Consider the following 14,157-nt stretch of genomic DNA (forward strand, 5'->3'; position numbering starts at 1 on the left):
TGCGCGCGAATCACCGTCGCCCGACCCGACGATGTCCCCGGGCGGGCACGCCTATCCTGGCCCGAGTGGCCGAACTGTCCGTCGCGGAACTGCGCACCCGCCTCGACGGTCTGACCATCCGCGACGCCGCGCGCCTCGGGAGGCGCCTGAAGAATCTGCGCGCAGCCAAACCCGACCAGCTTCGGCAACTCGCCGAGCAGCTCACGCGCGCCGAAGCGCTCGTCGCCGCGCGGCAATCCGCGGTGCCGGCCATCAGCTATCCCGAGCTGCCGGTCAGCGCGCGGCGGCAGGAGATCGCCGACGCGATTCGGACGAACCAGGTCGTCGTCGTCGCCGGTGAAACCGGTTCGGGCAAGACCACGCAACTGCCGAAAATCTGTCTCGACGCCGGCCGGGGCGTCCGCGGAACCATCGGGCACACCCAGCCCCGGCGGCTGGCCGCCCGCACGGTCGCGCAGCGCATCGCCGACGAATTGGGCAGCCCGCTCGGCGAGACTGTCGGCTACACAGTCCGGTTCACCGATCAGGTCAGCGACCGCACCCTGGTGAAGCTGATGACCGACGGCATCCTGCTCGCCGAGATTCAGCGCGACCGCCGGCTGCTGCGCTACGACACCGTGATCCTCGACGAGGCCCATGAGCGCAGCCTGAACATTGACTTCCTGCTCGGTTACCTGCGCGAGCTGCTGCCGCGCCGCCCGGACCTGAAGGTCATCGTCACCTCGGCGACGATCGAGCCGCAACGGTTCGCGGATCACTTCGGCGGTGCGCCGATCCTCGAGGTGTCCGGGCGTACGTACCCGGTGGAGATCCGCTACCGGCCGCTGGAAGTCCCCGTGTCAAGCGGTCGGGAGGATGATCCCGACGACCCAGACCACGAGATCGTGCGCACCGAGACTCGCGACGAGGTCGAGGCGATCGTCGACGCGATCGCTGAGCTCGAGGCCGAGCCGGCCGGGGACGTCCTGGTGTTCCTCTCGGGCGAACGCGAAATCCGGGATACCGCAGAGGCTTTGACTTTCTTGACGGGCGGCCCAGACTACACCGAGGTGCTTCCGCTGTACGCCCGGCTGCCGACCGCCGAGCAGCAGAAGGTGTTCGCGGCACACACCGGGCGCCGGGTGGTGCTGGCGACCAACGTCGCCGAGACGTCGCTGACGGTGCCGGGTATTCGCTATGTCGTCGATCCCGGCAACGCCCGCATCTCGCGCTACAGCCGCCGACTGAAGGTGCAGCGGTTGCCGATCGAACCGATCTCGCAGGCCTCTGCCGCCCAACGGGCGGGGCGCTGCGGCCGGGTCGCGGCCGGCGTTTGCATCCGCCTGTACTCCGAAGAGGACTTCGCGGGCCGTCCGCCCTATACCGAGCCCGAGATCCTGCGGACCAACCTCGCCGCGGTGCTGTTGCAGATGGCGGCGCTTCGGCTAGGAGAGGTCGAAAACTTCCCGTTTCTCGACCCGCCGGACCGGCGCAGCGTCCGCGACGGGGTGCAGCTGCTGCAGGAATTGGGAGCTTTCGACGCCCAGGGCGGGATCACTGATCTCGGCCTCCGCCTGGCTCGCCTGCCGCTCGACCCCCGGCTGGGCCGGATGATCCTGCAGGCCCACACGGAGGGATGCGTGCGGGAGGTCCTGGTGTTGGCCGCGGCGCTGACCATCCACGACCCGCGAGAGCGGCCCACCGACCGCGAGGAGGCTGCCCGTCAGAAGCACGCCCGCTTCGCCGATGAGAACTCCGACTTCCTGTCGTACCTCAACCTCTGGCGCTACCTTCGCGAACAGCGGACGACCCTGTCGGGCAACGGCTTTCGCCGTATGTGCCGCGACGAATTTCTGCACTATCTGCGCATCCGCGAGTGGCAGGACCTGGTCGGACAACTCCGCGGCATCGCCCGCGACCTGGGCATAGTTGAAGGCGCCGCGTCCGATGAGCCTGCCGACCCGGCGCAGGTGCACGCGGCGCTGCTGGCCGGGTTGCTGTCGCACGTGGGGATGCGCCGCGAGGACGGGCGCGACTACCTGGGGGCGCGCAACTCGCGTTTCGTCCTCGCACCGGGCTCAGCGCTCACCAAGCGGCCACCGCGATGGGTGGTCGTGGCGGAGCTGGTCGAAACCAGCCGCCTGTACGGGCGCACCGCCGCGCGCGTCCAGCCCGAGGTGGTCGAGCGGATCGCGGGCGACCTCGTGCAGCGCACCCACAGCGAACCCCACTGGGACGCCAGGCGCGGCGAGGTGATGGCCTACGAGCGGGTAACGCTTTACGGACTGCCGCTGGTGGCGCGCCGCCGCGTCGGATACGCCCGGGTAGAGCCGGCGCTGGCGCGGGAATTGTTCATCCGACATGCGCTGGTGGAGGGCGACTGGCAGACGCGGCATCACTTCTTCCGCGACAACGCGCGGCTGCGCGCCGAGCTCGAAGAGCTGGAGGAGCGGGCCCGCCGCCGCGACCTGATCGTCGGTGACGACGAGGTCTACGCGCTCTACGACGCCCGCATCCCGGCCGAAGTCGTCTCCGCGCGGCACTTCGACGCCTGGTGGAAGAAGCAGCGACACAGAACACCCGAACTGCTGACCTTCACCCGTGACGACCTGTTGCGCACCGTCGACACCGCGGATGCCGAGCGGCCGACCGCCTGGCATTCGGGCGATGTCACGCTGCCCCTGACCTACCGATTCGAGCCGGGCGCGGCCGACGACGGCGTGACGGTGCACGTGCCGATCGACGTGCTCGCGCGGTTGGGCGGTGACGAGTTCGCCTGGCAGGTTCCCGCGCTGCGGGAGGAGCTGGTGACCGCGCTCATCCGCTCACTGCCAAAAGATTTGCGCCGCAACTTCGTTCCCGCCCCCGATACCGCCCGTGCCGTGCTGGCAGGGATCGACCCGGCGGGGGAGCCGTTGCTGGAGGGGCTGCAGCGCGAATTGCGCCGTCGCACCGGCGTTCTGGTGCCCGTCGACGCGTTCGACCTGGACAAGTTACCGGCGCATCTGCGGGTGACCTTCGCCGTCGAGTCCGCCGACGGTACGGAGGTCGCCCGCGGAAAAGACCTCGACGCGTTGCAACTACGGCTCGCGGCGTCCACCCGCCAGGCCGTGGCCGAGGCGGTCGCCGCCGAGCTGGAACGCTCGGGCCTGCGCAACTGGCCCGACGACCTCGACGAGCTGCCGCATGTCGTCGAGCGGACGGTCGACGGCCGCGCCGTGCGAGGCTTTCCCGGCTTCGTCGACACGGGAAGCGCGGTCGACCTTCGGGTCTTCACAACACCGGCGGAGCGGGACAACGCGCTGGGGTCGGGGATGCGGCGGTTGGTCCGGCTGAGCGTGCCTTCGCCGGTCAAAGCGGTTGAGCGACAACTGAGCCCGCGGACCCGCCTGGCGCTCGGCGCGAACCCTGATGGCTCCCTGACCGCGCTGCTCGAGGACTGCGCCGATGCCGCGGCGGAGGCGCTAGCGCCCGGGCCGGTGTGGACCCGCGCCGAGTTCGCCGCGCTACGCGAGCGAGTGGGCGAGGCACTAGTGTCCGCGACCGCCGACGTCGTGGCCCGCGTGGAGCAGGTGTTGGCCGCCGCGCAGGACGTGCAAGTCGCCCTGCCCGGTCGGCCGTCGCCCGCGCAGTCCAACGCGATCGCCGACGTCCGCGCTCAGCTGGATCGGCTCTTGCCGCCGGGATTCGTCGCAGCCACCGGACGCGCCCATCTCGCGGATCTCACCCGCTACCTGACCGCAATCCGCCGGCGCCTCGAGAGGCTGCCGCACGGGATCGAGGCGGACCGGGAGCGGATGCAGCGCGTGCGAGCCGTGCAGCGCGCCTACGAGGAATTGACACAGTCGCTGCCTCCCGCACGGCAGGCGGCGGCCGACGTGCGCGACGTTGGGTGGCAGATCGAGGAATTGCGGGTGAGCCTGTGGGCCCAGCAGCTGGGCACCCCGCGGCCGGTGAGCGAGCAGCGGATCTACCGAGCGATCGACGCGCTGCGCGACCGTACGTGAATTATTGCCCTCCCACTCTCAACCTATAGCGCACCGGGGGGCTTGTGGCAAGGGCGGGGTGATGCCGCACAATCGCTGGCCGAAGCCAATTTTCGCTCTTATCAGGGGGTTGAGAGTGTCCTCAAACGAGAACGTCGACCACGCGGTGCTGATCGCTGGAGGAGGCCCGACGGGCCTGATGCTGGCCGGCGAACTGGCGCTGGCGGGGGTCGATGTGGCGATAGTCGAACGGCGCGCCGGCCAGGACCTCATCGGTGCGCGCGCCGGGGGTCTGCATGCGCGCACGATCGAGGTCCTCGATCAGCGGGGTATCGCCGATCGGTTTCTTGCCCGGGGTCAGGTCGCCCAGGTCGCCGGGTTTTCCCAGATTCGGCTGGACATCAGCGACTTTCCCACCCGGCATCCCTACGGTCTCGCGTTGTGGCAGAACGAGATCGAACGCATACTCGCCGACTGGGTGGACGAGCTGGGCGTGCGGTTCTATCGCGGACACGAGGTGACGGGTATCGCCCAAGACCGCAGGGGCGTCGACGTCGCGTTGTCCGACGGCCGATCCCTGCGAGGTGCATACCTCGTCGGCTGCGACGGCGGGCGCAGCGTGGTCCGTAAAGCCGCAGGCATCGAGTTCCCCGGCTGGGATCCGACGACGAGCTACCTGCTCGGTGAGGTTCAAATAGATTGGGGGACAGGCGATTCACCGGTGTGGGGAATCCGCCACGACTCACTCGGCGTGCATTCCCTCGCCGCCCCGGAGGAGGGCGGACCGGTGCGTGTCATGGTCACCGAGCGGCGCCTCGGGTCAAGCAGCGAGCCCACGCTGGGCGATCTGAGTGAGGCGCTGATCGCCGTATACGGAACGGACTACGGGATACACAGTCCCGCTTGGCTTTCCAGATTCACCGACACGGCACGGCAAGCCGCAGCCTATCGCGACCGACGCATCCTGCTGGCCGGGGATGCCGCGCATGTCCACCATCCGGTGGGCGGGCAGGGGCTGAACACCGGCGTCCAGGATGCGGTCAATCTGGGATGGAAGCTGGGACAGGTGGTCAACGGGACGTCGCCCGACAGCCTGCTCGACAGCTACCACGCCGAACGGCACCCGGTCGCCGCGCGCGTACTGCGCAACGCGATTGCGCAGATGGCGCTCCTTCGCCCCGACGACCGAACCAAGGCGTTGCGCGACACGATGTCCGACCTGCTCGCCATGGACGAACCTCGCAAACGGTTCGCCGCGATGATGTCCGGCCTGGACATCCGCTACGACCTGGGCGACGCACACCCGCTGCTCGGACGCCGCATGCCGGATCTTGATCTGGCCACCGCCGAGGGGACACTGCGGGTTTTCACGCTGCTACACCGGGCCCGCCCGGTGCTGCTCAACCTCGGGGAAGCGGGCCGATTCGCCAAGGCGTCCGGGGTCGACAGCGTCCAGCTGATCGACGCGGAATACGCGGGTAACTGGGAACTTCCGGCAGTCGGCGCAGTACCGGCCCCCGATGCGGTCTTGATTCGTCCGGACGGGCACGTGGCCTGGGTCGGAAACGGCACTGGTGACGGCTTAGGCGACGCGCTCACGGCCTGGTTCGGCGCCCCGCCCGGCGCTTAGGGCTAGTCCGGCGGTTCGTCGCCCGAGCCGAGGGTGGGGGCGCGTTCCCGGTCGCTAGGCTTGCCGGCAACACCTTCGGCCTCCCGGTCGTCGGCGACCTTCTCCTCGAGCTGGTCGACGATGTCTTCCAGCTCCTGAGAGTGACCCCGGAGGTCTTTGTCGGGTTTCGTCATATCGCTTTCCATCGACTGTGGTCGGGCAGCGCCCGTCGCTATCCAGTACCCCATCCACTGGCTGGTAACCGGCTGGGGATTGTGATCCTCAACATGGCAGCGAAGGCCGCGTTGACCGAGCTAGGAGTGACGGACGCGACATTACGCCCCAGCGGTGGAAGTATCGCAAGGGTGGCCGATAAGAAACCGCAGACCATCTCCTACCCGGCGGCCGACAGGCGTCCGCGCCGCCACGAATCCGAGCCGCTCGATCCCCACGTCATCGTTCTGTTTGGTGCGACGGGGGATCTGGCGAAACGCAGGCTGATACCCGGCCTGGCCTACCTGGACCAGTCCGAGCTTGCGCCCGACATCCAGATCGTCGCGACGTCGCTGGAAGACCTCAGCGACGACGAGTTCCGAGAGATCGCCAAAGATGCGATCGAGTCGTTCGGCAGGCACAAGCTCACGTCCGAGCAGTGGGCCAATTTCGCGAAGATCATCACCTACGTCCCGCAGGGAAAGGGACCGGAAGCGCTGGCGGCGGCGGTCGCGGAAGCCGAAGGCGAGCTGGGCCCCAACGTCAGGCGCCTGCATTACCTGTCGGTGCCGCCCAAGGCCGCGCGCGAAGTCATCACCATGCTGAGCGACGCCAAGCTCGTCGAGCGCTCGCGGGTGGTGATGGAGAAGCCGTTCGGAACCGACCTGGCCAGCGCGGTGGCGCTGAACGATTTCGTGCACGAAACGTTCGAGGAATCCCAGATCTTCCGCATCGACCACTTCCTCGGCAAGGAGGCCGCGCAGAACATTCTGGCGTTCCGCTTCGCCAACGGACTCTTCGAGCCGATCTGGAACCGCAACTTCATCGACCATATCCAGATCGACATCCCCGAGGCCCTCGGCCTGGATCAGCGGGCGAACTTCTACGAGGAGACCGGCGCCTACAAGGACATGGTCGTGACCCACCTGTTCCAGGTGATGGCGTTCGTCGTCATGGAGCCGCCCACTGCGCTCGAGCCGTTTGCCATCAGTGAAGAAAAGAACAAGGTGTTCCGCTCGATGCTGCCGGTCAAGCCCTCCAACGTGGTGCGCGGCCAATACAACGGATACCGCGAAGAGAAAGGCGTGGCAAGGGATTCCGACACCGAGACGTTCATCGCCCTCAAGGTCGGCATCGACAACTGGCGCTGGGCGGGCGTGCCCATCTATCTGCGGACCGGCAAGAAGATGGCCGAAGGCATCCGCATCATCTCGATCGCATTCAGAGAGGCGCCCCGGACGATGTTTCCGCCCGGCTCGGGGGTTGGGACTCAGGGGCCCGACCACCTGACGTTCGACCTGGCCGACAACTCAAAGGTTTCGCTGTCTTTCTACGGCAAGCGGCCGGGCCCCGGGATGAAGCTGGACAAGTTGTCCATGCAGTTCTCCTCGCAGGAGATCGACACCGTCGTGGACGTGCTGGAGGCGTACGAACGGCTCATCCTCGACGCGATGCGCGGTGACCACACGCTGTTCAACACCGCGGAGGGCATCGAATCATTGTGGGAGCGTTCGCAGGAGCTGCTCGACGACCCTCCGCCGGCGAAGATGTATCAACCGGGCACCTGGGGCCCCAACGCCATCCATCAATTGATCGCACCCAATGCGTGGCGGTTGCCCTTCGAGCGCGAGTGGCGCGACGCCAGGCCCGACTCGTAGCCGGCGCGGTCAGCCCAGTTCGGCGCTGATGTAGGTGATGGCGTTCCGAAATTCCTTGAGCATCTCGTTGTCGGGAACGACGAAGCCGTAGCCGGCGTATAGCTGATCGGTGGGGTGGGGGGTGACGATCCAGCCGGTGGCGGCCAGGTGCTCCGCGGCGGGTTGGCGCGCCCCCTCCCACACCAGATCGGCGACGTCGATGTCCAGTCCGTGCTTACGCCAGGTGGTGCGCATCGCCCGGGCGCGCTCGTCGGTGAACACGCCCATATTGGTGATGTTCTCGGTGGCCAGCCGACTGCCCGGTGCGCTGAGCGCGGTGATGCTGTCCAGGAGCCGGTCCTGCGCCTGCGGCGGCAGGTAGGGGAGCAGGCCCTCGGCGATCCAGGCCGTCGGCGCCGTAGGGTCAAACCCATTGCCGCGCAGCGCGGTTGGCCAATCGTCGCGCAGATCGATACCTACCGTTCGGCGTTCGGCGGTCGGTTCGGCGCCGATCCGGGCCAGCGTTTCGCTCTTGAAGGCGATGACCTCGGGCTGATCAACCTCGTAGACCACCGTGCCCGCGGCCCACGCCAACCGATAGGCGCGGGCGTCCAGCCCGGCGGCCAAGATCACGGCCTGACGTATCCCGCTGCTGGACGCCGATGTGAGGAAATCGTCGAAAAACCTGGTGCGCACGGCGATCTGCTCGCGACGCTGCTGCAGGGTCACAGGCATGTCGTCGTTGTCGAGCGGGATCTGGCCATCGAGCATGCGGACGAAGAACGGGTGGCCGACCGCGCGCACCAACGGCTCGGCGAACCGGTCATCCAGCAGCGGATCGGGCTCGCGGGAGGCCAGCGCCCGCGACGCGGCGACCATCGTCGCGGTCGCCCCAACGCTGGACGCCAAATCCCAGCTGTCGCCCTCGGTGCGCGCCGAACCAAGTGATGACACTCGCCGCTCCCTCCCTGGAATTCGGCCGCCGCGGCGGCATGATTTCGGATGTTCGCCGCCAACGGGGCGCGGCTACACCACCTGGGTCGAAGGGTACTTTCTGCCTAAGCCGCACTCACCAAGCCCCCGCCGAACTCGAGACAGGAAGCGAACCACTGGATGGCACCGACTCTGCGCCCGCGCCGCTCGGCGTTGTACCTGCCCGGCAACAAGCCCCGCGCATTGGAGAAGGGGAAATCGCTGCCCGCGGACGTGGTCATCCTCGACCTCGAGGACGCCGTAGGACCTGACGCCAAAGCCGATTCGCGGGCCGCTGTGTGCGGCGCGATCTCCCCGGATAGCTACGGGCCCCGGGAGGTCGTGGTGCGCATCAACGGCCTGGACACCGACTGGCACGACGAGGACCTGGCCGCCGTGGCCGGTTCTGCCGCTCACGGCGTGCTGGTGCCGAAGGTCGAGTCGGGCGATCAGGTCCGGGCGCTGGCCGCGACACTGGTCAAGCTAAACGCCCCGGAGTCGTTGCAGCTCTGGGTGATGATCGAAACGCCGCGGTCCTTCCTGAGGGTCGAGGAGATCGCCTCGGCCAGCGACCGATTGGCCGCGCTGGTGATCGGCACCAACGACCTGGTGAACGATCTGCACGGCTTGCATGTGCCTGGCCGGGCACCGGTCGTGCCCGCGTTGTCGTTGGCGGTGCTGGGAGCCAGGGCGGCCGGAAAGGTGATCCTGGACGGCGTGTTCAACGACATCACCGACGAAGACGGATTTCGCGCCGAGGCCCGGCAGGGGCGTGAAATGGGTTTCGACGGCAAGACTTTGATCCATCCGTCCCAGATCGGCCCGGCCAACGACCTGTTTGGTCCGTCGCAGCGGGAAGTCGCGGACGCCCGCAAGGTTGTCGCGGCCTATCAGGAGGCACGGGCCGCGGGGACCAGTGTCATCACGGTGGACGGTCGGATGATCGAGAGCCTGCACGTCCGCAATGCCGAGCGAATCCTCGCGCTCGCGGACCTCATCGCGGAACTGGCCTCCGCCTCCTAGGCGTACGAGGCTATTGCCTGTCGACTCGGCCGCCGATCTGGCCGGCGAGTTTGACCGCCAAGTCCGCTCCCGTTGGCGTTGGAGATCGGTCCCACTTGGAATTCGCAGGAAGGGACGCCAACGGGGCGTCCGGACACCCCGTGCTCTACCGTGATGGCAGGCGGGGACAGGGGTGCCCAGTTTCGGCGCGGGCGCCATGCCCGGACCGGTGAGTCGACGGTGACCACGCGGTAGGTTGAACGCGGTTCCGAACGACTCGAGAGGAGACACCGTGCGTCACAGCGCGGCCATGCCCGAGGCCGACCGCACGTGGATGGTTGACACGCTGCTCGCGCTGCTGCAGACCCCCAGTCCGGCGGGGCGGACGGACGCGGTGATGCAGCTCATCGGCGACATCTTCGACGACTTTGGTGTGCCGTTCTCCCTGACCCGGCGCGGCGCGCTGACCGCCGAACTCCCCGGGGAATCGGCGACCATCGACCGCGCGCTGGTCGTTCACGCCGACACCATCGGCTGCATGGTGCGACGGCTCAAGGACAACGGCCGTCTCGAGGTCATTCCGGTCGGCACCTTCTCGGCCCGGTTCGCCGCGGGCGCCCGGGTGCGGATCTTCTCCGACGACCCCGACGAATTCATCACCGGCACGGTCATGCCGCTCAAAGCCAGTGGGCACGCCTTCGGCGACGAGATCGACCTGCAGCCAACCGACTGGGAACACGTCGAGGTCCGCGTCGACCGCAAGGTGTCCTCGCGGGAGGACCTCGTCCGTCTCGGCCTGCAGATCGGCGACTTCGTCGCGCTGATCGCCAGCCCCGAACTGACCGCCGACGGCTACATCGTTTCTCGTCACCTCGACGGCAAGGCGGGCGTCGCGATCGCGCTTGCACTGGCCAAGAATTTCGCCGAAAACAAGCTGGTGCTGCCGCACCGCACGATGGTGATGATCACCATCACCGAGGAAGTCGGCCACGGGGCGAGCCATGGCTTGCCCGCCGATGTCGCCGAATTGGTCTCGGTGGACAACGCGGTGTGCGCGCCCGGCCAACACTCCATCGAGGACGGGGTGACCATTCCGATGGCCGACCTGCACGGCCCGTTCGACTATCACCTGACCCGCAAGCTGTGTCGGCTCGCGCAGGAGCAGGAAATCCCTTGCGCGCGGGATGTCTTCCGCTTTTACCGCTCCGATGCCGCCGCGGCCATCGAGGCGGGCGCGGGCACCCGCGCGGCGCTCGTAGGCTTCGGACTCGACGGCAGCCACGGTTGGGAACGCACCCATCTGGATTCGCTGCAGGCGGTGTACTGCCTGCTGCACACCTGGCTGCAGACGCCGCTGACCTTCGCCAAATGGGATGCCAAGCCGTCAGGCAAGCTCCGGGACTTTCCGTCGTCCAAGCAGCCCGCCCCGAGCGAGCGGTGGGTACCGCTGGCCCGCGGGGAACACGATTCACCCGGCGAGGCGTCGCCGGGATCGCACTGGCCGCCGTCGGAAGGCCCGCAGGCCTGAGGCGTTAGCGCCTAGTTTCCGGCGCCGCGGGGGATCCGGTCGGCGCGCCAGCACCGCGATTTCATGGGGACGTCGATCGCGTCGGCCTCAGCGAAACGCTCAGTCAAGGCGGCGCGGGCATTGGCGAGTCGCTCAGCGCGCTCCTCGGGAGACGCGATGATCACCCGGCTGTAGGTGCCCACCATCGCGACGACATCGTCGATGCTCATCCTCCGCGCGAACGTGAACGTCTCGCGGGCGACGTTGTGGAAGATCTGCGGGTCGGGGAGCACGACGTTCTCGTGGCGCCGGCGGAAGCGGTCGGGGGATTCCGCCTCGGGTGTGTCCTCACCCGGCAGCAAGTCGAGGTCGCGCACCCAATCCACGTCACGATCCCGGCTGGTCCAAATCAGGCCGAATCGCCCGCCGTCGCGCAATACCCGGCCGATCTCGGGAACGGCCCGCTCGGGATCCATCCAGTGCCACGCCGACGATACGAACACGGCGTCCGCGGAGACGTCGGGAAGCGGAATCGACTCCCCAGTGCCTTCGACGGCACGAACCTCGGGAGACCGCTCGGTGAGTACCGCCCGCATGCGCGCGTCGGGCTCCACGGCGATGACCGCCGCCGCCCTGTCCACCAGTGTGCGGGTGAACAGCCCGGTGCCCGCGCCCAAGTCGACGGCGACCCCGCAATGGGGCGGAACCAGCCAGTCCACTGCCTGCTGCGGAGGGTGCGGACGCAACCCGTCATAGTCCTCGGCGATCGAGCCGAAGGACGTCGCGCGCTCTTGACGATCAGTCACACGCAACAACGTATTGCAGCTCGCTATGCAAGAGATGAGAAAGAACGCGCGGCGTCACCACAGGGCGCTGTGATTGACGAGCGCGTCGGCCACCAGACCTATGCCGAAGACCAGGAACAACAGCCGCACCGATATCGGGCCGTAGCGGGTCAGGGCGCGCACGAGCCTGCGCTGAATGCGCTTGGCGCGCATGGTCCGTCTCATCGAAAGGCCAAGAATCATCAGCGGTGGGGAAAGCGCGATCGCCCAGTAGGCGATGATCGCCAACGGCCAAAGCGGTGGCCTCGGGTGCAGGGCGGCGAGCATGGCGAGTCCCGTGAGATAGGGAATCGCGGTTGGCGCCTGTCCACTTCCGACCGCCAAGCCGAGAAACCCGAGCAGCCATGGCCGCTCGCGCATCGCCGCCAAAGCCCAGCCGGGAGCCGATGATTGGGCGGTCAGCGGGAAGTACGCCAGGCCGGTCAGCACGAGACCGAGTACCAACTCGCCGCGAAAACGGATGGCCGGTGTCACGTGGAAATCCACGACATGGGTCAAGAAGCTGAGGCCCAGCACCGTGCACAGCCCGAATGTGGTTGTCACGGCGAAGACGCCCGCGATGAAGCTCAGCGCACCCGGAATCGGCGAGCGGCGATTCAACCGGCTGTCGAAAATGACGGCCGAGACGACGCCCAGATTGAGGACGTTCAACGAATCGAGAAACGCCAGGCCCGCAAGCGCCAGCACGAGAGCACCCACGCGCCTGAAACCCGCTACCGAGTGAGCTGTCCGGGCGTGAACATCAAAGCGGCGATCATGCTGCCGACAATACGAGTCGCAGAGCGGCATGTCTGTTCGAGGCGGCGCCCGCCGCCCTCGGCGGGTACATCACCGGGGCGGCTCGTATGGGTTTCGATCCGGTCACACGGCATGGGGCACCGAGGTTTTCGTTATCACGCGTTCGACAATGCCGGACATGAGGCAGACGCGGGAGCCCGACGGTGGCGCGTGAAATCTCACGCCAGGCGTTCCTGCGGGGTACCGTCGGAGCGTTGGCCACCGGTGCCGTTTTCGGTTCCGCCCGGGCCACCGCGGCCCCCAATCCCACCGGTTGGGAGGGTCTGTCCACCGCCATCGGTGGACAGGTGCTGCTGCCGGACAATGGCGCTTTCGGGTCGGCCAAGCAGGTATTCAACACCAACTACAACGGCTCGACGCCTGCGGCGATCGTGACCCCGACGTCGCCGGCCGACGTGCAGAAGGCCATGGCGTTCGCCGCCGCCCACAATCTGAAGGTGGCGCCGCGCAGCGGCGGGCATTCGTACATCGGTGCCTCCACGGCAAACGGCGTCATGGTGCTCGACCTGCGTCAGCTGCCCGGCGAGATCAACTACGACGCGGGCACGGGGAACGTCACGGTGACCCCCGCGACCAGCTTGTACGCGATGCACCAGACGTTGGCGGGCGCCGGGCGCGGCATCCCGACGGGTACCTGCCCGTCGGTCGGGGCGTCCGGGCACGCGCTGGGCGGGGGACTGGGCGCCAATTCCCGACACGCGGGGCTGCTGTGCGACCAACTGCTGTCGGCGTCGGTGGTGCTGCCCGGTGGTCAGGCCGTGACCGCGTCGAACGCCAGTAATCCCGACCTGTTCTGGGCGTTGCGCGGTGGGGGCGGCGGCAACTTCGGTGTGACCACCTCGCTGACCTTCGCCACCTTTCCCACGACGGATCTCGACGTGGTGAACCTCAACTTCCCGCCCGAGGCGTTGGCGCAAGTACTGGTCGGGTGGCAGAACTGGCTGCGCACCGCCGACCGGAACAGCTGGGCACTGGCGGACGCCACCGTCGACGGAATGGGGACGCATTGCCGCATCATGGCGACGTGCCCGGTCGGATCGGGGGCCAGCGTAGGGGCGGCGATCACGAAAGCCGTTGGGGTGCAACCGACGGGGACCGACAACCACACCTTCAACTACCTGGACCTGGTCCGGTACCTGGCGGTCGGGAACCTCAACCCGTCACCGCTCGGATATGTCGGGGGATCTGACGTGCTGCCCGTCGTCAACGCGGCCACCGCCCAGGGCATCGCCAAGGCGGTCGACGCCTTTCCGCGTGGGGCGGGCCGCATGTTGGCGATCATGCATGCGCTGGACGGCGCCCTCGCCGATGTGGCCCCGGGGGCGACCGCCTTCCCGTGGCGCCGCCAGTACGCGCTCGTGCAGTGGTACGTCGAAACCGGCGACGCGGCGGCGGCGACCAACTGGCTCAACACCGCACACCAGGCGGTGCAGCCGAATTCGGTCGGCGGCTACGTGAACTACATCGAGGCGAACCAACCGGCCTCCCGGTATTTCAGCTCGAACCTGTCCCGGCTGGCCGCCGTGCGTCAGAAGTACGATCCCGGCCGAATCATGTTCTCGGGGCTCAACTTCTAGTGAATGGCGTGCGCGCCTGACGTCGAGACATA

General features: G+C 67.8%; 10 protein-coding genes. 6 read left to right on the top strand and 4 right to left on the bottom strand.

All coding sequences use genetic code 11. The features are described from left to right. Positions 1 to 65 precede the first annotated feature (65 nt). Together hrpA and A5697_RS08660 are read left to right on the top strand one after the other, a co-directional pair. A complete protein-coding gene (hrpA, locus tag A5697_RS08655) occupies positions 66 to 3,986 on the top strand; it encodes an ATP-dependent RNA helicase HrpA (RefSeq protein WP_068009708.1) in 3,921 nt (1,306 codons plus the stop codon). 100 nt (positions 3,987 to 4,086) lie between these two features. Continuing rightward, positions 4,087 to 5,595 (top strand): FAD-dependent monooxygenase, encoded by a 1,509-nt coding sequence (locus A5697_RS08660; protein WP_068009771.1) that lies wholly within the window; start codon positions 4,087 to 4,089, stop codon positions 5,593 to 5,595. A gap of 2 nt (positions 5,596 to 5,597) precedes the next feature. On the opposite strand, the gene A5697_RS08665 is transcribed toward A5697_RS08660, so the two are convergent. Further along, a complete protein-coding gene (locus A5697_RS08665) occupies positions 5,598 to 5,780 on the bottom strand; it encodes a hypothetical protein (RefSeq protein ID WP_067950881.1) in 183 nt (60 codons plus the stop codon). A 159-nt stretch (positions 5,781 to 5,939) separates the two neighbouring features. Here A5697_RS08665 and zwf point away from each other — a divergent pair, with 159 nt between their 5' ends. Further along, complete coding sequence (gene zwf, locus A5697_RS08670) at positions 5,940 to 7,445, top strand: glucose-6-phosphate dehydrogenase (RefSeq protein WP_067950883.1); 1,506 nt, start codon at positions 5,940 to 5,942, stop codon at positions 7,443 to 7,445. Between the two features lie 9 nt (positions 7,446 to 7,454). On the opposite strand, the gene A5697_RS08675 is transcribed toward zwf, so the two are convergent. Next, a complete protein-coding gene (locus A5697_RS08675; protein ID WP_068009712.1) occupies positions 7,455 to 8,378 on the bottom strand; it encodes a class I SAM-dependent methyltransferase in 924 nt (307 codons plus the stop codon). A gap of 159 nt (positions 8,379 to 8,537) precedes the next feature. Here A5697_RS08675 and A5697_RS08680 point away from each other — a divergent pair, with 159 nt between their 5' ends. After that, positions 8,538 to 9,419, top strand: a complete 882-nt coding sequence (locus tag A5697_RS08680) for a CoA ester lyase (RefSeq protein ID WP_067950887.1) — start codon at positions 8,538 to 8,540, stop codon at positions 9,417 to 9,419. A gap of 271 nt (positions 9,420 to 9,690) precedes the next feature. Next, positions 9,691 to 10,926: an osmoprotectant NAGGN system M42 family peptidase gene (locus tag A5697_RS08685; protein WP_156673217.1), complete on the top strand. Its 1,236-nt coding sequence runs from the start codon at positions 9,691 to 9,693 to the stop codon at positions 10,924 to 10,926. A gap of 11 nt (positions 10,927 to 10,937) precedes the next feature. Here the strand turns inward: A5697_RS08685 and A5697_RS08690 are convergent, their stop codons facing one another. Then, the gene (locus A5697_RS08690) at positions 10,938 to 11,711 is read right to left on the bottom strand and encodes a class I SAM-dependent methyltransferase (protein ID WP_068009714.1); all 774 of its coding nucleotides are present in this window, start codon (positions 11,709 to 11,711) and stop codon (positions 10,938 to 10,940) included. 54 nt (positions 11,712 to 11,765) lie between these two features. Beyond that, complete coding sequence (locus tag A5697_RS08695; protein ID WP_068009717.1) at positions 11,766 to 12,449, bottom strand: GAP family protein; 684 nt, start codon at positions 12,447 to 12,449, stop codon at positions 11,766 to 11,768. Between the two features lie 242 nt (positions 12,450 to 12,691). Between A5697_RS08695 and A5697_RS08700 the strand changes: the two genes are divergently transcribed. Beyond that, positions 12,692 to 14,125, top strand: a complete 1,434-nt coding sequence (locus A5697_RS08700; protein ID WP_067950894.1) for an FAD-binding oxidoreductase — start codon at positions 12,692 to 12,694, stop codon at positions 14,123 to 14,125. Positions 14,126 to 14,157 lie beyond the last annotated feature (32 nt).

The organism is Mycobacterium sp. E3251, from assembly GCF_001666835.1.
GTDB lineage: Bacteria > Actinomycetota > Actinomycetes > Mycobacteriales > Mycobacteriaceae > Mycobacterium.

Excerpts from the sequence above, each read along its gene's own strand:
- A5697_RS08665 (WP_067950881.1), bottom strand. The coding sequence starts at position 5,780 with ATGGAAAGCGATATGACGAAACCCGACAAAGACCTCCGGGGTCACTCT.
- A5697_RS08680 (WP_067950887.1), top strand. The coding sequence starts at position 8,538 with ATGGCACCGACTCTGCGCCCGCGCCGCTCGGCGTTGTACCTGCCCGGC.